We start from the raw sequence: 25,684 nt of genomic DNA on the forward strand, positions 1-25,684 counted from the left end.
AAACCACGAATATGAAATGTCCTACCTCCGGTAGCGCGCACCTGATCCGTGACACGCGCGACATTCCGTACACCTGCCAAGGTCACTCCACCGTCATACCGCGCATAACGGGCGACTTCTGCCCGGCATGCGAGGAATCCGTGCTGGACATCGAAAATGCAAGCCGCCTCGGCGAAGCGATGACACGGTTCTCAACACAGATACAAGGTCAGGCGACGTAGCCGCGCGTCGTCCGTCGCCCCGCACTCATCAAACGGGCGCTTCTGCACGGAGCGCCTCTTTCGCGCTCGCCCCACCCCACTCCCGCTGCAAGCCTTCTGACGCCTGCCGCGAAATCCTTATCGAAATTGCTTCGTTCGCCTTTGCCGGCCGCGCCGCTAACGTGTTCGAAACGGCGGCGGCCCGTCGCATGCGTCGCAGGATGCGCACCGGCCGCCGTCATCACGACAACCGCGCCGCGATAACGGAACAGACCGGACGGGCCATATGCCCACACCCCGAAAGGAACGTCCGCATCGCGCGCCCTTCGCGATGCCCATGGCCACGACCGACCGCATCATCGACACGTCGCCGCTCGACGTCCGCGCGCAGCCGCTGATCGACGCGCTGATCGACGAGTATTCGACCCGTTACAACGCGTACCGCCCCGACAGCCGCGCGGCCGCACGCGACGAACTCGCGCGCTACCCGGCCGAACTGTTCGCGCCGCCCGAAGGCGCCTTCGTGCTGCTGCTGCGCGACGGCGAAACGATCGGCGGCGGCGCGTTCAAGCGCTACGACGCGCAGACCGCCGAGCTCAAACGCATCTGGACCCGCACGGACCTGCGCCGTCAGGGCCTCGCGCGGCTCATCGTCGAAGCGCTCGAACTGCGCGCCGCGCAGCAGGGCTATCGCCGCCTGTACCTGACCACCGGTTTTCGCCAGCCCGAAGCGTGGGCGCTGTACGACCGCACCGGCTATACGCGGCTGTTCGATTCGTCGATCGACCCCGAAGCGTATTTCCACCTGCGGTTCGGCAAGGATCTCGCCGATCCGTCGCGCACGTCGACGCTCGCCGACCTGTGGGCGCTGTTGCCCGAGCCGGCGCTGCCGCGCTGAGCCCACCGCTCCACCCGACTCCGCTCCGTACACACAACAACAGGACGTTTTCATGCAACGAGCCGTACCGCTTTCTTCCCGTGCCATCCGCACGCTGGCCGCCACGCTGATCGGCCTGACCGCATTCGCCGCGGCCGCCGCGACGTTCGACCTGAGCCCCGAGCAGCGCGGTCGCCCGCGCGGCGCGGCCGATGCGGCCGTCGAACGCGCGGTGCCCGCGACGTTCAAGTTCGCCGAGCCCGGCACGCTGACGATCGGCATCGCGCCGAGCCTGCCGCCGATCAGCTCGTATGCGACCGACGCGCGCACGGTGGTCGGCTTCGACGCCGATGTCGGCCAGCTCGTGTCCGACAGCCTCGGCCGCAAGCTGAAGATCGTCGCGCTCGCGTGGGCCGACTGGCCGCTCGCGCTCGAATCCGGGAAAGTCGACGCGGTGATCTCGAACGTGACCGTCACCGAGGAGCGCAAGCAGAAATTCGATTTCTCGTCGTACCGCCACGATCTGGTCGGCTTCTACGTGCGCAACGACAGCAAGATCCAGGCGATCCGCGAGCCGAAGGATGTCGCGGGGCTGCGCGTCGTGACCGACGCCGGCACCAACCAGGAAAAGATCCTGCTCGCGTGGGACCGCGAGAACGTCGCGCACGGGCTGAAACCCGTGCAGATCCAGTACTACGACGACCAGGCGATGCGCATCGTCGCCGTGCAGTCGGGCCGCGCCGATGCCGTGTTCAGCGTGAACTCGGTGCTCGCGTACCAGAGCGCTCAGCAGGGCAAGACGCGGCTCGTCGGCGCGATCAGCGGCGGCTGGCCGCGCACGGCCGACATCGCGATCGCGACACGCCGCGGCAGCGGGCTCGCCGAGCCGCTGACCGTCGCGCTGAACGGGCTGATCAAGAACGGCCGCTACCAGCAGGTGCTCGACCGCTGGAACCTCGCGTCCGAAGCGATCGACCAGTCGCGCACGAATCCGCCGGGGCTGCCGAAGAGCTGAGCGCCGCGCGCGCCTCCGTCCATCCACGTCTCACGCAGGAACGCCGCTCACCATGTCTTATTCGCTTTCGTTGCTGGACAAGAGTCCGATCGCCGACGGCGCGAACGCCGCCGACGCACTGCGCTTCACCACGACGCTCGCGCAACGCGCGGAACAGCTCGGCTACGAGCGCTTCTGGGTCGCCGAGCATCACGGCACGCCGGGCTTCGCGAGCTCGGCGCCGGAGATCGTCGTCGCGCACCTGCTCGCGCACACGTCGCGCATCCGCGTCGGCTCGGGCGGCGTGATGCTGCAGCACTACAGCCCGTTCAAGGTCGCCGAAGCGTTCAAGCTGCTGGCCGCGCTCGCGCCGGGCCGCGTCGATCTCGGCATCGGCAAGGCGCCCGGCGGATTGCCGCTGACCACGCGCGCGCTGCAGTGGTTCCACGACAAGGCGCGCAAGCCCGACTTCGCGGGCCAGCTCGCGGAGCTCGACGCGTTTCTCGGTTGGGGTGTCGCCGAAGATCATCCGCTCGCCGGCGCGGTCGCGATGCCGGTGCCGCCGCAGCCGCCCGAACGCATCCTGCTCGGCGGCTCGCCGGACAGCGGCACGCTAGCCGCGCGCCACGGCTGGCGCTTCTGCTACGCGGGGCATTTCAACGGCGACGACGCGAATCTCGAGCGGTCGCTCGACGCATACCGCAGCGCGGGCGGCACGCGGCCGCTCGTCGCGCTGTACGCGGTGGCCGCGCCGACGCGCGACGAGGCCGAGCAGCTGATCGGGCCGCTGAAGATCTTCAAGCTGCAGTTCGCGGGCGGCCAGAGCTTCAACCTCGCGAGCGCGCAGGCGGCCGCCGAATTCGCGCGGCAAAGCGGTGCGTCCGACTACCGGATCGACGAACTGCGCCCGACGGTGCTGGCCGATACGCCCGAGCGCGTGCACCGCGCGCTCGATACGCTGAGCCGGCGGCTCGACGTCGATGCATTCGTGATCGATTCGCCGGTGACCGATTACGCGGCGCGGCTCACGTCGGTCGAATGGCTCGGCGGCGCGCTGTCGGCCACGCCGTTGCATGCGGCCCTCGCGGCCGACCGCTCCCTCTCCCCTGACCAGAACGCGTGACGCTCCCATGACGACCCGACGATCGATCCCCTTCGGCCTGATGCTGCAAGGCTCAGGCAGCCACATGAATGCATGGCGGCACCCGAGCAACCCGCCGGACGCGAGCATCAACCTCGATTTCGCGATCGGCATCGCGCGCAAGGCGGAAGCCGCCGGCATCGCGTTCGCGTTCGTCGCGGACGGCCTCTACATCAACGAGAAGTCGATCCCGCACTTCCTGAACCGCTTCGAGCCGCTGACGGTGCTATCGGCGCTCGCGGTCGCGACGAAGAAGATCGGGCTCGCGGGCACGATCTCGACGTCGTACAGCGAGCCGTTCACGGTCGCGCGCCAGCTCGCGTCGCTCGACGCGATCAGCGGCGGGCGCGCGGGCTGGAACGTCGTGACGACGCCGCTCGAAGGCACCGCGAAGAATTTCGGCAAGGCGCATCCGGATCACGAACTGCGCTACGAGATCGCCGACGAATACCTCGACGTCGTGCAGGGCCTGTGGGATAGCTGGGACGACGACGCGTTCGTGCGTGACCGCGCGACCGGCCGCTTCTTCGATCGCGACAAACTGCATACGCTCGATCATCACGGCCGCTTCTTCCAGGTCGCGGGCCCGCTGAACATCCAGCGCTCGCCGCAAGGGCAGCCGGTAATCTTCCAGGCCGGCTCGTCCGACACCGGCATCGGGCTCGCCGGTAAATACGCGGACGCGGTGTTCACGCATTCGCCGTCGCTCGACGAAACGGCCGCGTTCACGCGGCGCGTGAAGCAAAGCGCGGTCGAGCACGGGCGGCAAGCCGGCGACGTGAAGATCTTCCCCGGCGTCGGGCCGATCGTCGGCCGCACGGCCGCCGAGGCCGAAGACAAATACCAGGCGATCCGCGACCTGCTGACGATCGACGAGGCGCTCGCGTATCTCGGCCGCTATTTCGATCACCACGATTTCACGCAATACGCGCTCGACGCGCCGTTCCCGGAACTCGGCGACCTCGGCCGCAACAGCTTCCGCTCGACCACCGACCGGATCAAGGCCGACGCGAAGAACAAAGGCCTGTCGCTGCGCGAGACGGCGCTCGCGGTCGCGACGCCGCGCCCGAACTTCATCGGCACGGCCGAGCATGTCGCCGACGAGCTGATCCGCTGGCACGACGCGGGCGCCGGCGACGGCTTCATCCTCGGCTTTCCGGTGCAGGCGCAAGGCGTCGACGATTTCGTCGAACTCGTGATTCCGGTGCTCGAGGCGCGCGGCCGCTACAGCCGCGACCTGCCCGGCGCGACGCTGCGCGACCACCTTGGCCTGCCGCGCAAGGCGAGCCGCCACGCGGCGCCCGGCGCCGCGCAGGAAACGGCGGCCGAAGCACACGCCTGACACACCGCGGCCCGGCCACGGGCCGACGCGCCGCGCCGCCCGTGCGCGGCGCTTCCGACCGATTCGAGGACATCCAACGACATGAGCGACACGACCCACCTCGGCGGCGCGCTGCCGCCGCTCTCTTCCGCCGGCGCGCGCGAGCCCGGCACGCGGTTCCGGATCGTGCCCGCGCGCCACCGGGCGCGCACGGCCGGCACCGTGCTCGCCGTCGTGCTGATCGCGATCGCGCTGCATTCGATCCTCGGCAACCCGCAATGGGGCTGGCCGGTGTTCGCCGAATGGTTCCTGTCGCCGCCGGTGCTGTCGGGGCTCGCGCGCACGCTGGTGCTGACACTGCTCGGCGCGGTGTTCGGCTTCGTGCTCGGCGCGTTCGTCGCGCTGGCCCGGCTGTCGCGTTCGCGGCTGCTTTCCGCGAGCGCGTGGACCTTCGTGTGGCTGTTCCGCTCGATTCCGCTGATCGTGCTGCTGCTGATCCTGAACAACCTCGGCTACCTGTACGAGCATGTGCGGCTCGGCGTGCCGTCCACCGGCATCGTGTGGTTCGAGGCGCCGACGACCGACCTGATCAGCCCGTTCCTCGCGGCCGTGCTCGGCCTCACGCTGAACCACGCGGCGTTTTCCGCGGAGGTGATCCGCGGCGGTATTCTCGCGGTCGATCAGGGCCAGCTCGAAGCGGCCGCCGCGCTCGGGCTGCCTCGCGGCCGACAGACCGCGCGGATCGTGCTGCCGCAGGCGATGCGCGCAATCCTGCCGACCGCGTTCAACGACCTGATCACGCTCGCGAAAGGCACGTCGATGGTGTACGTGCTCGCGATGCCCGAGCTGTTCTACACGGTGCAGGTGATCTATCGCCGCAATCTCGAAGTGATTCCGCTGCTGATGGTCGCGACCGTCTGGTACCTGATCATCCTGACCGTGCTGTCGGCGATCCAGGTGCAGGTCGAGCGGCACTATGCGCGCGGCGCGCTGCGCAATCCGCCGCCGTCGGTGCTCACGTTCGCGCTCGCGCGCATCGGCGTGCTGTGGCGGCGTGCCGCGTCGCGCCATTCGGCGTCGATCGCGCGGGCCGCAGGCGATACTGATACCGATACCGTTGCCGCCACCGTGCCGCGCGCGGGCGGCGAAGTGGCCGTGCATGGCGTATCGAAGCAGTTCGGCATGCAGCGCGTGCTCGACAACGTGTCGTTCGTCGCGCCGCGCGGCAGCGTGACCGCGATCGTCGGGCCGTCGGGATCGGGCAAGTCGACGCTGCTGCGCACGATCAACCATCTCGAACGCGTCGACGACGGCTTCATCGACATCGACGGCGAACTGATCGGCTATCGGCGCGACGACGACGTGCTCCACGAGCTGAAGGAGCGCGACGTGCTGAAGCGGCGCACGGCCGTCGGGATGGTGTTCCAGAATTTCAACCTGTTCCCGCACCTGACGGTGCTCGAGAACCTGATCGAGGCGCCGCTTTCCGTCGCCGGCGTCACGCGCGATGCCGCCGAGCGCACCGCACGCATGCTGCTCGCGCGCGTCGGTCTCGCGGATAAAGCCGATGCGTACCCGCGCCAGTTGTCCGGCGGCCAGCAGCAGCGCGTCGCGATCGCGCGGGCGCTCGCGTTGCGTCCGAAGGTGCTGCTGTTCGACGAGCCGACGTCCGCGCTCGATCCGGAACTCGTCAACGAGGTGCTCGACGTGATCAAGGAACTCGCGCGCTCGGGCACGACGCTTGTGATCGTCACGCACGAGATCGGCTTCGCGCGCGAAGTCGCGGACAACGTGCTGTTCATGGAGCGCGGGCGCATCGTCGAAGCCGGGCCGCCGGCCGCCGTGCTCGACGCGCCGTCGCATCCGCGCACGCGCGCGTTCCTGTCGCGGGTGCTGTGATGCGCATCCCTTCCGATACCCGGGGCGCCACACGATGATCGATCGACGTCAATTCATGACCGCCGCGCTGGTCGCGGCATCCGGCAGCCTGCCTTCGCGCATCGCGCACGCGGCGGCTGCAACCGCCGACCTCGACCCGCGCCAGGCCGGCCGGATTCGCGCGTCGCGCGACGACGCGGCCATCCGCGAGGCGAGCGGCTACCGCTGGGTGCGCGACGGCGCATTCACGGTCGCGATTTCACCGCACGCGCCGCCCGTATCGACCTACGCGACCGACGCACGCACCGTGGTCGGCGCCGATCCCGACTATGCGCAGCTCGTCGCCGATGCGCTCGGCCGCACGCTCGTGCTGATGCCGATCGCATGGGCCGACTGGCCGCTCGGGCTGACGTCCGGCAAGTACGACGCGGTGATCTCGAACGTCGGCGTGACCGAGAAGCGCAAGGAGAAATACGATTTCACGACCTACCGGCTCGGGCTGCACGGCTTCTATGTGCGCACCGGCAGCCCGATCGCGAAGATCGCCGAGCCGAAGGACATCGCGGGCCTGCGGATCATCACCGGTGCCGGCACGAGCCAGGAGCGCATCCTGCTCGAATGGAGCAAACGCAACGTCGCGCAGGGGCTGAAGCCCGCCGAGCTGCTCTATTTCGACGACGATGCGACCGCGCGCGTCGCGCTGCTGTCGGGCCGTGCGGATGCGGAGCTGAACCCGAACGCGTCGCTCTCGTACGAGGCTGCGCGCAGCGGCAAGATCCGTCGTGTCGGCGTGGTCAATGCGGGCTGGCCGAACAATGCCGACGTCGCGATCGCGACGCGTCGCGGCAGCGGCCTCGCGTCCGCGCTGACGCTCGCGACCAATGCGCTGATCGGCAACGGCCGATACGGGCAGGCGCTCGCGCGATGGGGTTTGCAGAGCGAGGCGATCGCTCGCGCGGAGACCAATCCGCCGGGGTTGCCGTCGTTCTGAAGGCGTCGATGCGTCGATGCCTGAAATGACATCGCCCCGGCATTCCACGATGGAAATACCGGGGCGAGTCGAAGCAGTACCGTTCGGCGCCGAGTCGCGCCTATGCCGTCACCGCCGCTTGATACCGGTCGAGCTCCGCGACCTGCGCATGAATCGCCGGAATCAGATCGCGCCCGTAGGCCTGCGCATCGTCGAGCGGATCGAACCCGCGAATCAGGAACGTCGACACGCCGAGCCGGTAATACGCACCGAGCGCCCGCGCGACCTGTTCGGGCGTGCCGACCAGCGCCGTCGAATTCCAGCGCGCGCCGGTCAGGTTCGCGACACCCATCCACAAGCGCTCGTCGAGCACGTCGCCCTGCGCGGCGGCGGCCATCAGCCGCTGTGAACCGGCATTCTGCGGCGCGTGGCCGGCGATCGGCTGGCCGTTCGCGAGCCGCGCCGCGCGCACGCGCTCGCGGATCGCCTCGGCCTTCTCCCATGCAGCGGCCTCGGTATCGGCGACGATCGGCCGGAACGACACGCTGATGCGCGGCGCGCGCCCGAACGGCGCGGCGGCGGCACGCACGCGCGCGATCTGCTCGCGCACCGATGCGAGCGGCTCGCCCCACGTCATGTAGACATCCGCGTGCGCGCCCGCGACCGCGAGCGCGGCCGGCGACGATCCACCGAAATAGATCGGTACATGCGGCCGCTGCGAGCCCTTCACGAGCGGCGACGCGCCGCGCAGCCGGTAGAACTCGCCGTCGTGGTCGACCGGCGCATCGGCCAGCCAGATCCCTTTCAGCACGTCGAGATACTCGCCGGTGCGGCGGTAGCGTGCATCGTGCGGCACGAAATCGCCGTCGCGCTGCAAGTCCGTATCGTCGCCGCCCGACACGACGTTCAGCGCGAGCCGGCCGCCGCTGAACACGTCGAGCGTCGCGATCTGCCGCGCGGCCGCCGACGGCACGATCACGCCGGGCCGGTGCGCGCGCAGGATGCGGATGCGTTCGGTCGCGGCGGCCGCGAACGACGCGACGATGAAGCCGTCCGCCGCGTTGCTGAAATGGCCGACCAGGATCTGGTCGAAGCCCGCCGCCTCGTGCGCCTGCGCGAAGCGGCGCACGTAGTCGGGCTGGACGGCCGCGCCGCCCGGTACGTCGACCTCCGCGCCGGGCGTCGCGGTGATCATGCCGATGATGTCGACTGGCATGTCAGGATGTCCTTCTGGTTCTCGATCGGGAATCGGTGATGCGATAGCGCGATTACTGCGCGGCGGCCGTCTTTTGCGCAGGCGCCGCGAACGCGCCCGCATACGAGCGGTCGAGCAGCTTCGACGTGTCGTACGCGGCCGGAATCACGCCGGCCTTGTACAGGAAATCGGCCGTGTTCTGCGCATCCTTCGCGGCCGTGTCGTCGACCGGGCCCACGCGCTGCTTCGCATTGTCGAGCCAGCGGTACGCGACATCGGGCTCGAGCTTCGCGCGCTTCGACCACAGGTCCGCATACTCGCGCGGATGGCTGTCGACCCACTGGCGCGCGGCCACGACCCGCTTCAGGAAATCCGTGATCTCCGCGCGCTTGCCCGACGCGGCCTGCTCGTTCGCGGCGACGAAGCTCAGCGCGGGCATCAGCCCCTGTGCGGTGGTGATGGGCCGCGCGCCCTGTCGCAGCGCCAGCCTGCTGACGAACGGCTCCCACAGCGACACCGCATCGACCGAGCCGTTCGCGAGCGCGTTGGTCGCGTCGATCGGCATCAGGTACGCATATTTGACCGAATCCGCGCGCAGGCCCGCGTGTTCGAGCGCGCGCAGCACGAGCTGCTGGCTCCATGCGCCGCGCCACACGGCGACGGTCTTGCCCTGCAGGTCGGCCACGGTGCGCACCGGCGAATGCTTCGGCACGAGGATCGCGACGCCGTCGAGGCTCTGCCGCGACACCGCGACGACCTTCACCGGCGCGCCGCGCGCGGCCAGCGTGAGCAGCGCGGAATCGCCGAGAAAGCCGATGTCGATCGCGTTGCCGTTCAGGCTCTCGGCGACGGGCGCGGCGGCCTGGAAGTGTTTCCACTCGATCGTATAAGGCAGGTCCTTCAGCGCGCCGGACGCCTCCATCGAGGCCTGGATATTGAAGTAGTTCTGTTCACCGACGCGCAGCGTGACGGTGTCTTTCGCGATGCCCGGCTGCGCGGCAAGCGCCAGCAAGAGCGCCGTGACGATTCGGCTCAGCAACGTGATCTCCCGGATGGTTGGCGGGCTGCCGCGAAACGGCGGCGCCTCGTTGTCCGCCGTGAGAAACGGCCGGCGCAACGGATGGAACCAGTGAAGATACGGCGATCCACTTCATGACACAAACGCAATATTCTTCTATGCAAAGATGCAAATATTTTATGAAGCGAACAGCACCACGCGACGCCGGACGCCGCCCTCCCGCACCCGCCGTTCGAATGATTCCTCGACAGATATTTCGCGCGCGAAATAAATCCAGGATTATATTTCGCATACGAAATAACCACCTGGAACGAGGATGCCCATGACCTCCCAACCCATCGAGTTTTCCGCCATCGACGGCTATCCGCTGCGCGGCACGCTGTGGACGCCCGATGCCGAACCGCGCGCGCTGGTGCTGATCCATCCGGCGACGGCCGTGCCGGAGCGGCTGTATGCGGGATTCGCGCGCTTCCTGACCGAACGCGGCTTCGCTGCGTTGACCTACAACTACCGCGGCATCGACGCGTCGCGGCCCGCGCGCCTGAGCAGGCTGCAGGCCCGCATGCGCGACTGGATGGAGCTCGACGTGGGCGCCGCGACCGCATGGGCACGGCAGGCATACGAAGGGTTGCCGCTGCTGGCGGTCGGGCATAGCGTCGGCGGGCATGCGATCGGGCTGTCCGCGAGCACGACGCACCTGCGCGCGGCCGTGCTCGTCGCCGCGCACGCGGGCAGCACGCGACTGATCGCGCAGGCTGCCGAACGCCTGAAGGTGCGGCTGATCCTGCGCGTGCTGGGCCCGCTGATGTCCGCGCTGCTCGGCTACGTGCCCGGCAAGCGGCTCGGGCTCGGCGAGGACCTGCCGGCCGGCGTGTTCCGCGAATGGAGCCGCTGGACGACGCTGCCGCACTATTTCTTCGACGATCCGACGCTCGGCGCGGCCGATCGTTTCTCGAAACAGCGGCTGCCGATCCTCGCGCTCGGCTTCGACGACGATCCGTGGGCGAACCCGGCCGCGATCGACCTGTTGGTAAGCTATCTGACGCGCGCCGCGGTCGAACGCCGCCAGATCGATCCGCGCGCGGCGGACAGCGGCCCGGTCGGGCACATGGGCTTCTTCCGCAGCCGGCCCGGCGCCGTGCTGTGGCCCGACCTGGCCGACTGGCTCGCGCAGGCACTCGACACGCCGCGCGCCGCGGGCCGTCCATCCCTTTCCATTGCAGCCGGGAACCCAGCTTGAGCGAAGACCGACGACTGTTTTTCCTGTTGAACATCGGCCAGCGGCGCGTGCAGCGCTGGGTCGACCGCAAGGCCGAGACCGATACGCGCGCGAGCGCCGCGCAGGCCGGCGTGCTGTTCTGTCTCGCGAAGCAGGACGGCGCGCTGATCGGTGAAATCGGCGCCGCGCTGCAGCTCGCGCCGTCCGCGATGACGGGGCTCGCCGACCGGATGGCGAAAGCCGGCCTGCTCACGCGCCACGCCGATTCGGACGACGGCCGCGCGACGCGCCTGTACCTGACCGACGAAGGCCACGCGGCGCTCAAGCGCGCGCGCGTGCTGCTGCGCGAACTGAACGGCAAGCTGTGCGACGGGTTTTCCGACGCGGAACTCGATATCGTCGCGCGCTGGCTGCACGCATTGCAGGACCGGTTTCCGACGGAACGCTGAGCAGCGGGCGTCAGGCGGAAACGATAGCGATTCATCTTTCCGTTTCGATTTGCCGTGCTCGCCGCGGCAAATTTTGCCCGCGCGTCTGCGCGCGTTCGGCAACGCTTTCCGGCTACGCTCTGTTACAAAAAATTGCCTGCCGCGCAGCATCCGGATCATCTACATTGCAATCCACTTCTACGCATTCTTCGCCTGCCCGAACCGGCCTCCCCGCCGGGCGGCATCAACGACACATCCGTCACAAGCAATAAAAATCAATAGGAGTCTTGACCGAAGTGCTGGCGGTATCCAGCGCACGCGGATTGCGATGGCTGAAGCGGCATCCTGAACGACACGTCCCGGCGGCACGCATCGTGCGTGCCGCTGCTGCGCCCCGATCCGGGCGGCCGGTGCCGCCGCGCATCGGCTCGCGCCGCCTCGTTCCACCGCACCATCGCGGCTGCACGTCAACGAGGAGCAGTTCATGCGACGCACTATCGTGTCCCACCCGCTTTTCACCTGCCTGCCCGCCGCGATGGCACTGGCCTGTGCCGCCGCGCACGCCGATCCCGTGCTCGTGTCCGGCCCGAGCCCATACGCCGCCTGCACCATCGGCGGGCCCGGCACCGTCTACGTGAATGCGGAGGTCGAACCGTGGCTCGCGGTCAATCCGGCCAACCCGCAAAACATCATCGGCGTGTGGCAGCAGGACCGCTGGTCGAACGGCGGCGCGCACGGCCATGTCGCGGGCTACACGTTCGACGGCGGCGCCACCTGGGCGCGGACGACGCAGCCGTTCAGCGCGTGCGCGCCGGGCGGGCTGTCGTACGAACGCGCGTCGGATCCGTGGGTGTCGATCGGGCCGGACGGCACCGCGTACTCGGTCGCGATCACGTTCAACCAGTCGAACAACGGCAACGCGGTCGCTGGCTCGGTATCGACCGACGGCGGGCAGACGTGGAGCAGTCCCGCACTACTGGTCGCGAACAACGAACCGACGACGCAGTTCTTCAACGACAAGGAATCGGTGACGGCGAACCCGGTGAAGGCCGGCACCGCGTACGCGGTATGGGACCGCCTCGAACTGCCGAACGGCAACCCGTACGCGAACCTGCACACGCAGGCGTTCCGCGGGCCGACGCTGTTCTCGAAAACGACCGACGGCGGCAAGACCTGGAGCAAGGCGAAGGTCATCGTCCACGTGCCGTCGCGCCAGCAGACGATCGGCAACCAGATCGTCGTCGATCCGAAGAGCGGCACGCTCTACGATTTCTTCAACCTGATCCAGCCGCCGTTCAGCAAGGCCGCGGGCAAGGTCGCGTTCATCAAGTCGACCGACGACGGCGCGACGTGGACGAAGCCGCAGGTGATCGCGGGGCTGCAGACGGTCGGCGTGACCGACCCGAACACCGGCGAACCGGTGCGCACCGGCGACATCATTCCCGAGCCCGCGATCGATCCCGCGTCGGGCCAGCTTTACGTCGTGTGGCAGGACAGCCGCTTCAACGGCGGCAAGTACGACGAGATCGCGCTATCGACGTCGAAGGACGGCGGCGCATCGTGGAGCGCGCCGCTGCAGGTCAACACGCCGACCGGCAGGCCTGCCTTCAATCCGTCGGTGCGCGTCGACAACGCGGGCGCCGTGATGGTCACCCACTACGACTTCCGCGACCTGCAGGCCGGGAACACGACGACGCTGCCGACGGGCTTCTGGCGCAAGATCTCGATCGACGGCGGCACCACGTTCGTCGCCGAGCGGCGCGTCGCCGGCCCGTTCGACATGAAGCTCGCGCCGAACGCGGAAGGCTTCTTCATCGGCGACTACCAGGGCCTCGACGTCGGCCCGTCGTCGTCGTTCCATCCGTTCTTCATCCAGACCAGCGCGGGCAACCTGACGAACCGCACGGACGTGTTCTTCGCCCAATGATGTGAACCGGGCAGCACGGCCGCCGTCGCGACGTCATCCGCCGCGCGGCGGCCGCCTCTGCGTCACTGCATGTCGGTCAGCACGATGCGGCCGTCGACCTTGCCTTCGCGCAGCTTCGCGAACACGTCGTTGATGTTGCCGAGCCGGTCGCGATGGATATGCGCGCGCACCAGGCCGTCGGCCGCGAAATCGAGCGATTCCTGCAGGTCGCGGCGCGTGCCGACGATCGAGCCGCGCACGGTGATGCCGTTCAGCACCGTCGAGAAGATCGGCAACGGGAAATCACCGGGCGGCAGCCCGTTGAGCGCGACCGTGCCGCCGCGCCGTACCATCCCGAGCGCCTGCGCGAACGCGCTGCGCGACACCGCCGTGACCAGCACGCCGTGCGCACCGCCGATCTCTTTCTGGATCACCTTCGCCGGATCGTCGACCGATGCGTCGATCGTCAGTTCCGCGCCGAGCTGCCGCGCGAGCGCGAGCTTGTCGGGCGAAATGTCGATCGCGGCGACGTGCAGGCCCATCGCGCGTGCGTATTGCACGGCCACGTGCCCGAGCCCGCCGACGCCGGAGATCGCGAGCCACTGGCCGGGGCGCGTATCGGTGACGCGAATGCCCTTGTAGACGGTCACGCCCGCGCACAGGATCGGCGCGATCTCGTCGAACGCGACCTGCGCGGGCAGATGGCCGACGTAGTCGGGATCTGCGAGCACGTATTCCGCGTAGCTGCCGTTCACCGAATAACCGGTGTTCTGCTGGTCGTGACACAGCGTTTCCCAGCCCGTGTAGCAGTACTCGCAATGGCCGCAGGCCTTGTAGAGCCACGGCACGCCGACGCGGTCGCCCTCGCGCACGTGCGTGACGCCCGCGCCGACCGCCGCGACGATGCCCACGCCTTCATGGCCCGGGATGAACGGCAGCGACGGCTTCACGGGCCAGTCGCCGTCGGCCGCGTGCAGATCGGTATGGCAGACCCCCGTCGCCTTGATGTTGACGAGGATCTGGCCGGGGCCCGGCGTCGGCACGGGCACTTCCTCGATACGCAACGGTTCGCCGAATGCGTGCACCACGGCCGCTTTCATGGTTTGCGTCATGCGTCGCTCCTGTCTGGTCGATGAGCGACCCAGTATCCGGTTTCGGAATCGGAGGACGTTGATGCGTATCAACGCGATGCGCGCTATCCGCCAATCGCGGCTGCATCACCGCGTCGCACGGCGGCGCGACGCGGTCGGGCGCCCGGCGCTTCGCTCCACGCCGCACCGGTCGTAGTCGCGGGCGATCATCGGCCAGGACACCTTCCGCTCGAGCCGGTATTTCGACGACACGACGGAAGCCGTACGTACAGCCGACATCCGGCTTGGAATTTGAAATGATATAACATATCATTTCGCGAGCTCGTCCGCCGACGCCGTTCCACCGTGGGTGGCCGAGCCTCGCCGAGCCATGTTCCAACGGGTCACTCCGCGCCACAGACGCAACAATATATCGTATCCAGCCGTGACCCGCATCGCTCGTTATCCGATCCAATTCCAACCGATTCACCGACCATGCGCGACCTCCCTCGTCTACCGCTACGCCCGCTTTCGCCCCTTTCGCCCCTTTCGCTGATGCTGCTCGCCGCCGCCGCGCAAGCGCAGTCCGATGCACCCGCCGCGTCGGGCACACCGTCAACGACCGCGCTCGCACCGATCTTCGTGACCGCGAACCCCCTCGGCGATACCGAACTGATCGCGCCGACCGTCCAGCTTTCCGGCGACGCACTGACGCGCCGCCAGGCCGATTCGCTCGGCGAAACGCTGAACGGGCTGCCCGGCGTGTCGACCACCACCTACGGGCCGATGGTCAGCCGCCCGATCATCCGCGGCATGGACGGCGACCGGATCCGGCTGCTGCAGAACGGCATCGCGTCCTACGACGCATCGTCGCTGTCGTACGACCATGCGGTGCCGCAGGATCCGCTGTCGATCGAACGCGTCGAGATCGTGCGCGGCCCGGCCGCGCTGCTGTACGGCGGCAACGCGGTGGGCGGCGTCGTCAACACGATCGACAACCGGATTCCGCGCGAAGCGATCGAAGGCGTGACGGGTGCGCTCGACGCGCGCTACGGCGGCGCGAATTCCGTGCGCGCGGGCGCCGCGCAGGTCGAAGGCGGCAACGGCCGCTTCGCGTTCCACGTCGACGCGTTCGACCGCGAAACGAGCAAGCTGCGGATTCCCGGCTACGCACGCAGCAGCGCGCAGCGCGCGATCGACGGCCCCGACACGCCGCAGCCGGAAGGCAGCGTGCCGAACAGCGACGGCCGCGTGCACGGCGGCGCGGTGGGCGCGTCGTACACGTGGGCAGACGGCTTCGCGGGCCTGTCGTACAGCGGCTACGAATCGAACTACGGCTCCGTCGCGGAGAGCGACGTGCGGCTGCGGATGCGCCAGGAACGCCTCGCGCTCGCGTCCGAGGTGCGCAACCTGAGCGGGCCGTTCACGAAGCTGAAATTCGACTTCGCGTACACCGACTATCGCCACAAGGAAGTCGACAACGGCGAGACGGCGACCACCTTCCGCAACCGCGGCTACGAGGCGCGCATCGAGGCGCGGCATCGCAAGATCGGCCCGTTCGAAGGCGCGATCGGCGTGCAGTTCGGCCGGAATACGTTCTCCGCGCTCGGCGACGAGATGCTCGTGCCGTCCACCCGCACCAACAGCGTCGCGCTGTTCGGCCTCGAGGAATGGCAGGTCGTCCCCGCGCTGAAGCTGAGCGTCGGCGGCCGCTTCGAGCATGTGAAGGTCGACCCCGATCCGGCCGGCGTCGAGAAATTCGCGGGTGCGCAGCCCCGCGATTTCAACGCAGGCAGCCTGTCGGCCGGCGCGCTGTTCTCGCTGACGCCCGTGTGGTCGGTCGCGGCGAACGTCGCGTACACCGAACGCGCGCCGACCTTCTACGAGCTGTATTCGAACGGCCCGCACGACGCGACCGGCCAGTTCCTGATCGGCAACCCGAACGCGTCGAAGGAAAAGGCCGTGTCGACCGACCTGTCGCTGCGCTATGCGAGCGGCCCGAACCGCGGCAGCGTCGGCGTGTTCTACAACCGCTTCTCGAACTACCTGACCGAGTACAACACGGGCCGCGTCGTGAACGACGACGGCGAGCCCGTCGCGCCCGGCGCAGACGGCTCGCTGAACGAGGCGATCTATCGCGGCGTGCGCGCCGAGTTCTACGGCATCGAGCTGGACGGCAAATGGCGCGCGTTCTCGCGCCGCGGCCATACGGTCGACCTGGAACTGACGGCCGACTACACGCACGCGCGCAACGTCGACACGGGCCAGCCGCTGCCGCGCATCGCGCCGCTGCGCGCGACGCTCGCGGCCGACTACGGCTACGGCCCGTTCGGCGCGCGCGCGCAGGTCACGCACGCATGGTCGCAGCATCGCGTGCCCGACAACGACTTCTCGACGGACGGCTACACGTCGCTCGGCGTGATGCTGACCTACAAGTTCCGCGTCGGCGCCACGCACTGGCTCGCATACCTGCGCGGCGACAACCTGTCGAACCAGGAAATCCGCTATTCGACTTCGGTCGTGCGCGGCTTTGCGCCCGAAGGCGGCCGCAGCGTGCTGGCCGGGTTGCGCACCACGTTCTGACCCTCACGCGGCCCGCGGCGCCCGCCGCGGGCCTGTCCGGCGCGATGACATCCGGCGCCGATTCCTCTTTTTCCGCCCTTGCCGCCAACCACGCGGCGCGCGCCGATAACGCGTATCGGCGCACTCCCCGAATTCACCCGCAAGAAAATTCCATTATTCGCCGACAAATCGAAATAAAATCATCAGACGATTGTTTTAAAAAGCGATTCTGGATTTAAACAATAAAACCTGATTCGAATTCCACGTATAAACGCGTGACGCGCGGCTTTTTGATCGTGATCAATAACACCCGTCCCACAAGGCTCCCAGCACTAAAAAAACCAATATCGGGGGTTTTTAAGGGTAAAGAATCATCCGGCATTACCCGTTAATGCCTGAACGAGCCCGTATCTGGTCGAACAATAAATTCCATTTACCAACCACTCGCGCGGGGGCACGACGTGAAAATCGCCAGAATGAGCATCAAGACAAAACTCCTTGGCGGCTTCGGCCTGCTCGCCGCGGTCGTCGTGATCGTGTCGGGCATGGCCCTCAAGGCGCTGTCCGATACGAACGCCGAGTTTTCCCGCTACATGAACGGCATCAACGCGCGGGCGAACCTGTCCGCGCAAGTCCGCACCGCGGTCGATCGGCGCGCGATCGCCGCGCGCAATCTCGTGCTCGTGACCCAACCATCCGACATCGAGCTCGAACTGGCCGAAGTGAACCAGGCGCACAAGGACGTGCAGGAACGTCTCGCGAAGCTCAACGAGATGATGGCGAACGCGACCGACACGGCCGATCGCGCGCGCGAACTGGTGGCCGACATCGTGCGCGTCGAAACGAGCTACGGCCCCGTCGCGCTGCGCATCGCCGCGCTCGCGCAGGCCGGCAGGAAAGACGAGGCGATCGCCGACATCGACGAGCATTGCCGCCCGCTGCTCGCGCAGCTGATGCGCGCGACCGACGCGTACGCGACCTATACGCGTGAACGCGAACGCGCGATCGCGCGGCAATTCGCGGATCGCTACACGACGGAGCGCAACCTGCTGGCCGGCATCAGCCTGATCGCCGTCGCGATCGCGGCCTGCGCCGGCCTGTGGCTGACGCGCAAGATCACGGTGCCGATCGGCTCGGCCGTGAACGTCGCGCGCACGGTGGCGAGCGGCGATCTCGGCAGCCGCATCCCGGTGAGCGGCAACGACGAAACGCGCGACCTGCTCGAAGCGCTGAGGACGATGAACGAGCGGCTGATCGGCATCGTCGGCCGCGTGCGCGATTCGTCGAACAGCATCGCGCATGCGGTGAGCGAGATCGCGTCGGGCCACCTCGACCTGAGCCAGCGCACCGAGGAACAGGCCGCGTCGCTGCAGGAAACCGCCGCGACGATGGAGGAATTCACGTCGACGGTGCGGCTGAACGCGGAAAACGCGCAGCAGGCGAGCACGCTCGCCTCGAATGCGTCGGAGGTCGCGCATCGCGGCAGCTCGGTGGTCGGCCGCGTGGTCGACACGATGACGGAGATCGGCCACAGCTCGTCGAAGATCGCCGACATCACGGGCATCATCGAAAGCATCGCATTCCAGACCAACATCCTCGCGCTGAACGCGGCCGTCGAAGCAGCGCGCGCGGGCGAAACGGGCCGCGGCTTCGCGGTCGTCGCGGGCGAGGTGCGCAGTCTCGCGCAGCGTTCGGCGACGGCAGCGAAGGAAATCAAGGCGCTGATCTCCGCGTCGGTGCAGACCATCAAGGACGGTTCGGCGCTTGCGGGCGAAGCCGGCAGGACCATGTCCGACGTCACGCTGGCCGTCGCGCGCGTGACGGACATCATGGGCGAGATCGCGGCCGCGTCGGCCGAGCAGAGCCGCGGCATCGACCAGGTGAACCTGACGATCACGCAGATGGACGAGACGACGCAGCAGAATGCGGCGCTCGTCGAACAGGCCGCGGCCGCATCGAAGTCGCTCGAGGCACAGGGCCGCGAGTTGTCCGAAACGGTCGCCGCGTTCCGGATGCCGCCCGGCGCACACGCGACGTCGCCGAGCATGTATGCGCACGGCGCCGACGCGCGTCACCGGCAGCCGGCCGCCGCGTAACGGATGCGGCAAGGAGACCACGATGCATACGCTGCCCCGGTTGTCCGCCTGCGCCGCGCTTGCGCGCACCGCGCGATGCGCGGCCGCGCGCGGCACGCGGTGCGGCTGCGCATCGTCGCCATCCGGCGAGCCCGGTGCGCGCGTACGACGTCGCGCGTCGCCGCTGCGCGTCGTACGTTCGCGGCACGCGCGCATGTAGGTCGCGCATCGCGCGTAGCTGCATCGAAGGCCGTCGCCGACGATCACCGACGAACGGCGCGGCATCGTGCGCAAGTGCGGACGTACTCATGCTCGCACGCTCGCACACCGACTCGAATCACCGCCCGATGTTCCCCCCTTCCTCCGCCGTGCAAGTTTCGATCCCGGCATTGCATCACGCGTTGCCACACCGATGTCATGGATATCGCGCTCCATTCGCGTCCGCGCCGCTCGCCGATGCAGCCTTTTAAAACTGGCGAATGACGAGTATCCTAAAAAAAGCACTCCCCGGTCGGACGGCGAATCGCGCGCCCTGATTCCCGTTCGATCGCATTGCGGCCCCATCGCATCGCGCGCAGCGCGCCGATGGCGGCGTCCGCTTCGCGCCCCGGCCGCACGAACCTTCCCCCAACAATCTTCAGGAGAGCTGGTGAGCCGACTCGTCGTCGTATCCAATCGCATCGCAGATCCCCGTAAAGCCGCGGCCGGCGGCCTTGCCGTCGCCGTGAAGGACAGCCTGCAGGAAACCGGCGGCGTCTGGTTCGGCTGGAGCGGCAGGCTACGCGGTGCCGACGATCAACCCTCGCATGGCGAAGAGGTGCAGATCCAGAACGTCGGCGGGATCCAGCTCGCGACGATCGATCTCGATCCGCAGGATTACGACGCGTACTACCTCGGTTATTCGAACAACGTGCTGTGGCCGGTGTTCCACTACCGGCTCGATCTCGCGCAGTTCGACCGGCGCTTCGCCGACGGCTACCGGCGCGTGAACCAGTTGTTCGCGCGCAAGCTGCGCACGCTGCTGCGGCCCGACGACATCATCTGGGTGCACGACTACCAGCTGATTCCGCTCGCCGCCGAGCTGCGCGCGATGGGCTGCACGAATCCGATCGGCTTCTTCCTGCACATCCCGATGCCGCCGCCGCCGATCATGGCCGCGATCCCCGAACACGAATGGCTGATGCGCTCGCTGTTCGCGTACGACCTCGTCGGCTTCCAGACCGAATCGGATCTGCTCCACTTCGAGCATTACGTCGAAGCGGAAGCCGGCGCCGCGCGGGTGCCCGACGGCCGCCTGCGCGCGTTCGGCCGCACGCTGTCGGCCGGCGCGTTCCCGATCGGCATCAACGTCGACGAGTTCGAGTCGCTCGCCCGCGATCGCGACGGCATCGACATGTTCGACCGGATGCGCGATGAATATTCGCGCCGCCAGTTGCTGGTCGGCGTCGACCGGCTCGACTACACGAAGGGGCTGCCGCAGCGCGTGCATGCGTTCCGCCAGCTGCTCGAACAGTATCCGGAGAATCGCAACCGCGCGACGCTGATCCAGATCGCCGCACCGAGCCGCGAGGATCTCGGCGCATACGACGACCTGCGGCGCGAGATGGACAGCCTGTGCGGCGCGATCAACGGCGACTACGGCGAACTCGAATGGATGCCGATGCGCTACATCCATCGCACCGTCGCGCGCAAGCGCTTGCCGGGCCTCTATCGCGCGAGCCGCGTCGCGCTCGTCACGCCGCTGCGCGACGGGATGAACCTCGTCGCGAAGGAATTCCTCGCCGCGCAGGACGCGGCCGACCCGGGCGTGCTCGTGCTGTCGCGCTTCGCGGGCGCGGCCGAGCAGTTGAAGCCGGCGCTGCTCGTCAATCCGTACGACACGCAAGGCACCGCGCAGGCGATCCAGCGCGCGCTGACGATGCCGCTCGAAGAACGCCGCCAGCGTCACTCCGCGTTGATGGCGATCGTGCGCAAGACCGACGTGCACTGGTGGCGCACGCGTTTTCTCGAAGCGCTCGCCGAAGCGGCCGAAGTCGCGGCCGCGACCGAATCCTGACGCGCACTCACATATCCGTCGCCGCGTATTCGAGCGCCGCGCCGTTCACATCGCACACATCGACCGAGATCGGGATGCCCGCGCGTATGCTCTCGGTCACCACGCAATACGCATCGAACTGATCGAGCACGCGCGTCGTCGCCGCGAGATCGGCCCACGTCTTGCCGATCGACAGCCGCACGGCCATCGCGCCCACGCGCACCCTGCCCGCTTCGTTCTGCGCCATGTCGACGTCGATCCGCGCGGTGACCGGCTCCGGATCGACATGCTGCCGGTTCAGCGCGAACAGCAGGCTCGCCGCGAGACAGCTCGCGACCGACGCGGCAAGCAGCCGGATCGGGTTCGGCCCGCGCCCGTCGCCGAGCGGCGGCGGTTCATCGATGAGCACCGGCGACAGCGTCGTGCCGGCAAACCTGACTTCGAAGCCGAATCGCGCCTGCTGCGCGACTTCGACCGATACGTGCGCCTCGCTCATGGCGACTCCGTAGCTGGAAAGGGGGAAAGGAATTCCGGCGCATCGCCGCATCGACACGCGCCGGCCGCAGGTTTGCGGCGCATTCAGCGATCGGGTTCGCGCGGCGGCCCGTACGCGACGAAATCGCGCTCGACCACCGACGCCTGCTCCGGCGCGAGCGCGTCGCCGCGCGGGCCGGCTTCATCACCGGGTGCCGTCGTTGCGGACGACGGTTCGATGCGCCCGTCGATCAGCGCCTTCAGCGCGTCGCGTTCGAGCACTTCGCATTGCAGCAGCCGGCGCGCGATGCGTTCGAGCGCATCGCGGCCTTCGCCGAGCGTCGCCGCGACCCGCGCATGCGCGTCGGCCAGCAGCGCGTGCACCTCGTCGTCGATCATCCGAGCCGTGTGCTCGCTGCAGCGTCCGGCGCCCGCATGCCATGCGCCGGGCATGCCCTGGCGCGCATCGCCGTCGTCGAACGTCGCGAGCCCGATCTTCTCGCTCATCCCGTACTGCATGACCATGTGGCGCGCCATCGCGGTCGCGCGTTCGAGATCGTTCTGCGCGCCTGTCGACACGTCGCCGAACACGAGCTCTTCGGCCACCCGCCCGCCGAGCAGCGCGTCGATCCGGTCGAGCAGCTCGCTCCTTCGCAGTACGTAGCGATCCTCGGTCGGCACCTGCTGCGTATAGCCGAGCGCCGCGACGCCGCGCGGAATGATCGACACTTTCTTCACCGGATCGCAGTGCGCGCGGCTTTCCGCGACGAGCGCGTGGCCGGCCTCGTGATACGCGATGGTCAGCTTCTCCTGTGCGTTCATCACGCGGCTCTTGCGCTCGAGGCCTGTCAACGCGCGGTCGATCGCCTCGTCGAAGTCGGCCATGCCGATCGCCGGCTTGCCGAGTTCGGCCGCATGCAGCGCGGCCTCGTTGACGACGTTCGCCAGATCCGCGCCGACGAAGCCCGGCGTGCGCGACGCGAGTTCGCCGAGGTCGACGTCGGCCGCGAGCTTCACGCGCTTCACGTGCACGCCGAGAATCTGCCGGCGGCCGTTCACGTCGGGCCGGTCGATTGCGATGTGGCGATCGAAACGGCCGGGCCGCAGCAGCGCGGGATCGAGAATCTCCGGCCGGTTCGTCGCGGCCATGATGATCACGCCGGAGCCGGCCTGGAAGCCGTCCATCTCGACGAGCAGCTGGTTGAGCGTCTGCTCGCGTTCGTCGTTGCCCGACATCGGGCCGACGCCGCGCACCTTGCCGAGCGCATCGAGCTCGTCGACGAACACGATGCACGGTGCCTTCTGCTGTGCCTGCTCGAACAGGTCGCGCACGCGCGCGGCGCCGACGCCGACGAACATCTCGACGAACGCCGAGCCGCTGATCGAGAAAAACGGCACGGCCGCCTCGCCGGCCACCGCGCGCGCGAGCAGCGTCTTGCCGGTGCCCGGCGCGCCGACGACGAGCACGCCCTTCGGAATCTTGCCGCCGAGCCGCTGGTAGCGGTCGGGGTTGCGCAGGAACGAGACGAGCTGCTGCAGCTCGGCCTTCGCCTCGTCGATGCCCGCGATGTCGTCGAACGTGATGCCGGTTTCCTGCTGCACGTACACGCGCGCGCGGCTCTTGCCCATCCCGGTGAAATCCTGCAGCCCGCCGCGCCTGCGCAGCATCATGTTCCACACGAACACGAACAGCACGAGCGGCAGCAGCCACGAAGCAAGCGACGCGATCCAGCTCGTGTCGGGCGTGCCGTGATAGCGGATGCCGGCGGCGGTCAGCGTGTCGGTCAGGTGCTCGTCGGTCACGCGGTTGGTCGTGAAGCGCCACGGCGCACCGGCCTGCTGCACGGCCGCGGCTTCGGACGCCGGCAGCATCGTGCCGGCCTGCGGCATCTTCAATGTGCCCGTGATCGACACGGGGCCGACCTCGAGATCGTCGACGAGCCGCGCGGCGACGAGCTGGTGGAAATCGCTGTACGCGATCGGCGCCGAAGCCGGGTGCAGCATCAGCAACTGCGCGGCGAACAGCACGAAGAAGCCCGCCGCGATCAGCAATCCCGGGTAGTCGAATTTCCTGTCCATGACATCCGCCCGGCCGCACGCGCGGTGCGGCGCGCACTCACGCGGACAACCGCGCGCGACCGGCGCGCGGCATCGGCGGCCATGCGGAAACGGCATCCATTCGCGTCATCGTCGCCTCGCTGTGTCGCCTCGTCTCGTCGCCTCGATGGCGCCGCGGCGGCGCCGTCGGCCGGCGCCGTCGGGCGATCGTCGCCCGGGCGGCACGCCGCGACGCGCCGCCCCTGAATCCAGTCTAGCTCGCGCGCGGGCGTCGCGCATCGCCCGCCGCGCGAGTCGAATCGTCCGACAAACACCTTTCATCGGCGGCACCCGCCGCGTTATAGTCGCGTTCATGACATTTGTGTGACAGTTGCGTCGCACCTGCTTTTGCGCGACGCCGGCCGTTGCTTTCCGTTTCGCATCGCGGCAGCCCGAGCGACGCGGCCGCGTATCGAACGACACCGCCAACCTGCCCATTCGAGGAGCCCACGACGTGACCGACACCCCCGATCGCCCCGACGACCTTCCCGCCGATCCCGACCGCCGCCGCGTACTCGGCGGCCTCGCCGCGCTCGGTGCCGGTGTCGCGCTCGGCGGCTGTGAAACCACGCCGGGCAGCGCGCCGCGCTCCGCCGCCGATCTGCGCATCGACGAAGCGTTGCGCCAGCGCGTGCGCCATATCGTCGTGATCTATGCGGAAAATCGCAGCTTCGCGAACCTGTACGGCGATTTCCCGGGCGTGCGCCATCCGCTGAGCGAGGTGCGGCCCGAGCACGCGCAGCAGCTCGACCGCGACGGCAAGACGCCGCTGCCCGTGCTGCCGAAGATCTGGGGCGGGCTCGTGCCGCAGGCGCAGGAAGTGGACGGCAAGCGCTACGCGATCGCCGAGCGCGACATCGACAAGCTGCCGAACGCACCGTTCCGGATCGCCGACGCGCAGGGCAAGCCGCTGCCGAACGGCGTGATCACGCGTGACCTGTGGCACCGCTTCTACCAGAACCAGATGCAGATCGCGGCCGGCCGCAACAACCAGTTCGCCGCATGGGCCGATTCGGGCGGCCTCGTGATGGGCCATTACCGCAATTCGGCCGACACGCTGCGGCTGTGGAATCTCGCGCGCCAATACACGCTGTGCGACAACTTCTTCATGGCGGCGTTCGGCGGTTCGTGGCTGAACCACATGTTCCTGATTTCGGCGCAGGCGCCGCTGTATCCGGACGCGCACAAGCATCCGCACGCCGCGAAGCTGCTGTCGAAGGTCGAAGGCGACGATCCGGCCGGCACGCGCCTCGCGCTCGCCGCCGATTCGCCGGCATCCGCGCTCGACGGCCCGCCGAAGTTCGCGGGCGACGGGCCGCTGACGCCCGACGGCTACGGCGTGAACACGATGGCGCCGCCGTACCAGCCGAGCTACGTGCCGCCGCCCGACCCGGGCAACGCCGCGTATGCGGATCCGGGCGACCATCGCGTGCTGCCGCCGCAGGGCTACGCGACGATCGGCGATCGCCTGTCGGAGAAGAACATCGACTGGGCGTGGTACAGCGGCGCGTGGCAGTACGCGCTCGAGCATCGCGACACGGGCACCGTGCCCGATTTCCAGTACCACCACCAGCCGTTCAACTACTTCCGCAACTACGCGCCGGGCACCGAAGCGCGCCAGCGGCACCTGCGTGATGCAGGGCTCGGCGACGCGCCGTCGACGAACCGCTTCATCGCCGACATCGATGCGGGGCGCCTGCCGGCCGTCACGTTCTACAAGCCGCAGGGCAACCTGAACATGCACGCGGGTTACGCGGACATCGAATCGGGCGACCGCCACATCGCGACCGTGATCGACCATATCCGGCGCGGGCCGCAATGGGACAACACCGTGATCGTGATGACCCACGACGAGAACGGCGGCTGGTGGGATCACGTCGCGCCGCCGGTCGGCGACCGCTGGGGGCCGGGCTCGCGGATTCCTGCGCTGGTGATCTCGCCGTTCGCGAAGAAGGGCTTCGTCGATCACACGCTGTACGACACGAACTCGATCCTGCGCTTCATCAGCCGCGTGCACGGGCTCGCGCCGCTCGACGGCGTGGCCGCGCGCAACAACGCGTTCGCCGCGCGCGGCGAGACGCCGCCAGGCGATCTCACGAACGCGCTCGATCTCGGCTGACGGCCGGTTGGTCGCCTAGCCGCTTCACCGGTTCACCGCTTGAAACGACGACGACCCGCGCAATGCGTTCGATTGCCCGGGGCGTCGTTCATTTCAGGCGACGCT

General features: G+C 68.4%; 19 protein-coding genes. 14 read left to right on the forward strand and 5 right to left on the reverse strand.

Annotated elements, in window-relative coordinates:
- Nucleotides 1-11 precede the first annotated feature (11 nt).
- The 7 genes from GD429_RS21785 to GD429_RS21815 all read left to right on the forward strand — a co-directional run bounded on the left by GD429_RS21785 (nt 12) and on the right by GD429_RS21815 (nt 7,402).
- The gene (locus GD429_RS21785; protein WP_152859781.1) at nt 12-221 is read left to right on the forward strand and encodes a type II toxin-antitoxin system MqsA family antitoxin; all 210 of its coding nucleotides are present in this window, start codon (nt 12-14) and stop codon (nt 219-221) included.
- Nucleotides 222-537: 316 nt separating this feature from the next.
- The gene (locus GD429_RS21790) at nt 538-1,098 is read left to right on the forward strand and encodes a GNAT family N-acetyltransferase (protein ID WP_152859782.1); all 561 of its coding nucleotides are present in this window, start codon (nt 538-540) and stop codon (nt 1,096-1,098) included.
- A gap of 52 nt (nt 1,099-1,150) precedes the next feature.
- A complete protein-coding gene (locus GD429_RS21795) occupies nt 1,151-2,092 on the forward strand; it encodes an ABC transporter substrate-binding protein (protein WP_152859784.1) in 942 nt (313 codons plus the stop codon).
- Nucleotides 2,093-2,144: 52 nt separating this feature from the next.
- Nucleotides 2,145-3,194 (forward strand): LLM class flavin-dependent oxidoreductase, encoded by a 1,050-nt coding sequence (locus GD429_RS21800; protein ID WP_152859786.1) that lies wholly within the window; start codon nt 2,145-2,147, stop codon nt 3,192-3,194.
- 7 nt (nt 3,195-3,201) lie between these two features.
- Nucleotides 3,202-4,554 carry an LLM class flavin-dependent oxidoreductase gene (locus tag GD429_RS21805; RefSeq protein ID WP_152859788.1) on the forward strand — a complete coding sequence of 451 codons (1,353 nt, stop codon included), beginning with the start codon at nt 3,202-3,204 and terminating at the stop codon, nt 4,552-4,554.
- An 81-nt stretch (nt 4,555-4,635) separates the two neighbouring features.
- Nucleotides 4,636-6,432 carry an amino acid ABC transporter permease/ATP-binding protein gene (locus GD429_RS41860; RefSeq protein WP_152859798.1) on the forward strand — a complete coding sequence of 599 codons (1,797 nt, stop codon included), beginning with the start codon at nt 4,636-4,638 and terminating at the stop codon, nt 6,430-6,432.
- A gap of 34 nt (nt 6,433-6,466) precedes the next feature.
- Complete coding sequence (locus GD429_RS21815; protein WP_152859799.1) at nt 6,467-7,402, forward strand: ABC transporter substrate-binding protein; 936 nt, start codon at nt 6,467-6,469, stop codon at nt 7,400-7,402.
- Nucleotides 7,403-7,502: 100 nt separating this feature from the next.
- Here the strand turns inward: GD429_RS21815 and GD429_RS21820 are convergent, their stop codons facing one another.
- Complete coding sequence (locus GD429_RS21820) at nt 7,503-8,597, reverse strand: LLM class flavin-dependent oxidoreductase (RefSeq protein ID WP_152859801.1); 1,095 nt, start codon at nt 8,595-8,597, stop codon at nt 7,503-7,505.
- 52 nt (nt 8,598-8,649) lie between these two features.
- Nucleotides 8,650-9,615, reverse strand: coding sequence for an ABC transporter substrate-binding protein (locus tag GD429_RS21825; RefSeq protein ID WP_152859803.1), 966 nt, complete (start codon nt 9,613-9,615; stop codon nt 8,650-8,652).
- Between the two features lie 301 nt (nt 9,616-9,916).
- On the opposite strand from GD429_RS21825, the gene GD429_RS21830 reads away from it, so the two are divergent.
- The 3 genes from GD429_RS21830 to GD429_RS21845 all read left to right on the forward strand — a co-directional run bounded on the left by GD429_RS21830 (nt 9,917) and on the right by GD429_RS21845 (nt 13,168).
- The gene (locus GD429_RS21830; protein WP_152859805.1) at nt 9,917-10,834 is read left to right on the forward strand and encodes a serine aminopeptidase domain-containing protein; all 918 of its coding nucleotides are present in this window, start codon (nt 9,917-9,919) and stop codon (nt 10,832-10,834) included.
- A complete protein-coding gene (locus GD429_RS21835) occupies nt 10,831-11,262 on the forward strand; it encodes a MarR family winged helix-turn-helix transcriptional regulator (RefSeq protein WP_152859807.1) in 432 nt (143 codons plus the stop codon). Before GD429_RS21830 ends, GD429_RS21835 begins: the two co-directional genes overlap by 4 nt.
- A 463-nt stretch (nt 11,263-11,725) precedes the next feature.
- Nucleotides 11,726-13,168 (forward strand): sialidase family protein, encoded by a 1,443-nt coding sequence (locus GD429_RS21845; protein WP_152859811.1) that lies wholly within the window; start codon nt 11,726-11,728, stop codon nt 13,166-13,168.
- A 62-nt stretch (nt 13,169-13,230) separates the two neighbouring features.
- Here the strand turns inward: GD429_RS21845 and adhP are convergent, their stop codons facing one another.
- On the reverse strand, nt 13,231-14,259 hold the full coding sequence (adhP, locus tag GD429_RS21850; protein WP_152859813.1) for an alcohol dehydrogenase AdhP: 1,029 nt from the start codon (nt 14,257-14,259) through the stop codon (nt 13,231-13,233).
- Nucleotides 14,260-14,712: 453 nt separating this feature from the next.
- Between adhP and GD429_RS21855 the strand changes: the two genes are divergently transcribed.
- The 3 genes from GD429_RS21855 to otsA all read left to right on the forward strand — a co-directional run bounded on the left by GD429_RS21855 (nt 14,713) and on the right by otsA (nt 20,910).
- Nucleotides 14,713-16,800, forward strand: coding sequence for a TonB-dependent receptor (locus tag GD429_RS21855; protein ID WP_227791710.1), 2,088 nt, complete (start codon nt 14,713-14,715; stop codon nt 16,798-16,800).
- Between the two features lie 455 nt (nt 16,801-17,255).
- Nucleotides 17,256-18,875, forward strand: coding sequence for a methyl-accepting chemotaxis protein (locus tag GD429_RS21860; protein ID WP_152859815.1), 1,620 nt, complete (start codon nt 17,256-17,258; stop codon nt 18,873-18,875).
- A 628-nt stretch (nt 18,876-19,503) separates the two neighbouring features.
- Nucleotides 19,504-20,910, forward strand: a complete 1,407-nt coding sequence (otsA, locus tag GD429_RS21865; protein WP_321574774.1) for an alpha,alpha-trehalose-phosphate synthase (UDP-forming) — start codon at nt 19,504-19,506, stop codon at nt 20,908-20,910.
- Nucleotides 20,911-20,917: 7 nt separating this feature from the next.
- On the opposite strand, the gene GD429_RS21870 is transcribed toward otsA, so the two are convergent.
- Both GD429_RS21870 and ftsH read right to left on the reverse strand, forming a co-directional pair.
- A complete protein-coding gene (locus GD429_RS21870; RefSeq protein WP_152859817.1) occupies nt 20,918-21,385 on the reverse strand; it encodes an OsmC family protein in 468 nt (155 codons plus the stop codon).
- 83 nt (nt 21,386-21,468) lie between these two features.
- Entirely contained in the window at nt 21,469-23,442 is a 1,974-nt protein-coding gene (gene ftsH / locus GD429_RS21875; protein WP_152859819.1) for an ATP-dependent zinc metalloprotease FtsH, read from the reverse strand.
- 472 nt (nt 23,443-23,914) lie between these two features.
- Here ftsH and GD429_RS21885 point away from each other — a divergent pair, with 472 nt between their 5' ends.
- On the forward strand, nt 23,915-25,579 hold the full coding sequence (locus GD429_RS21885) for an acid phosphatase (protein WP_175946315.1): 1,665 nt from the start codon (nt 23,915-23,917) through the stop codon (nt 25,577-25,579).
- Nucleotides 25,580-25,684: the final 105 nt, after the last annotated feature.

It is taken from the genome of Burkholderia sp. BE17 (assembly GCF_009362305.1).
Taxonomy (GTDB): Bacteria; Pseudomonadota; Gammaproteobacteria; order Burkholderiales; family Burkholderiaceae; genus Burkholderia; species Burkholderia pyrrocinia_C.

Coding starts and splice junctions, on each gene's coding strand:
- GD429_RS21785 (WP_152859781.1), top strand. CDS start 12: ATGAAATGTCCTACCTCCGGTAGCGCGCACCTGATCCGTGACACGCGC.
- GD429_RS21790 (WP_152859782.1), top strand. CDS start 538: ATGGCCACGACCGACCGCATCATCGACACGTCGCCGCTCGACGTCCGC.
- GD429_RS21795 (WP_152859784.1), top strand. CDS start 1,151: ATGCAACGAGCCGTACCGCTTTCTTCCCGTGCCATCCGCACGCTGGCC.
- GD429_RS21800 (WP_152859786.1), top strand. CDS start 2,145: ATGTCTTATTCGCTTTCGTTGCTGGACAAGAGTCCGATCGCCGACGGC.
- GD429_RS21805 (WP_152859788.1), top strand. CDS start 3,202: ATGACGACCCGACGATCGATCCCCTTCGGCCTGATGCTGCAAGGCTCA.
- GD429_RS41860 (WP_152859798.1), top strand. CDS start 4,636: ATGAGCGACACGACCCACCTCGGCGGCGCGCTGCCGCCGCTCTCTTCC.
- GD429_RS21815 (WP_152859799.1), top strand. CDS start 6,467: ATGATCGATCGACGTCAATTCATGACCGCCGCGCTGGTCGCGGCATCC.
- GD429_RS21820 (WP_152859801.1), bottom strand. CDS start 8,597: ATGCCAGTCGACATCATCGGCATGATCACCGCGACGCCCGGCGCGGAG.
- GD429_RS21830 (WP_152859805.1), top strand. CDS start 9,917: ATGACCTCCCAACCCATCGAGTTTTCCGCCATCGACGGCTATCCGCTG.
- GD429_RS21845 (WP_152859811.1), top strand. CDS start 11,726: ATGCGACGCACTATCGTGTCCCACCCGCTTTTCACCTGCCTGCCCGCC.
- adhP (WP_152859813.1), bottom strand. CDS start 14,259: ATGACGCAAACCATGAAAGCGGCCGTGGTGCACGCATTCGGCGAACCG.
- GD429_RS21855 (WP_227791710.1), top strand. CDS start 14,713: ATGCGCGACCTCCCTCGTCTACCGCTACGCCCGCTTTCGCCCCTTTCG.
- GD429_RS21860 (WP_152859815.1), top strand. CDS start 17,256: ATGAGCATCAAGACAAAACTCCTTGGCGGCTTCGGCCTGCTCGCCGCG.
- GD429_RS21870 (WP_152859817.1), bottom strand. CDS start 21,385: ATGAGCGAGGCGCACGTATCGGTCGAAGTCGCGCAGCAGGCGCGATTC.
- ftsH (WP_152859819.1), bottom strand. CDS start 23,442: ATGGACAGGAAATTCGACTACCCGGGATTGCTGATCGCGGCGGGCTTC.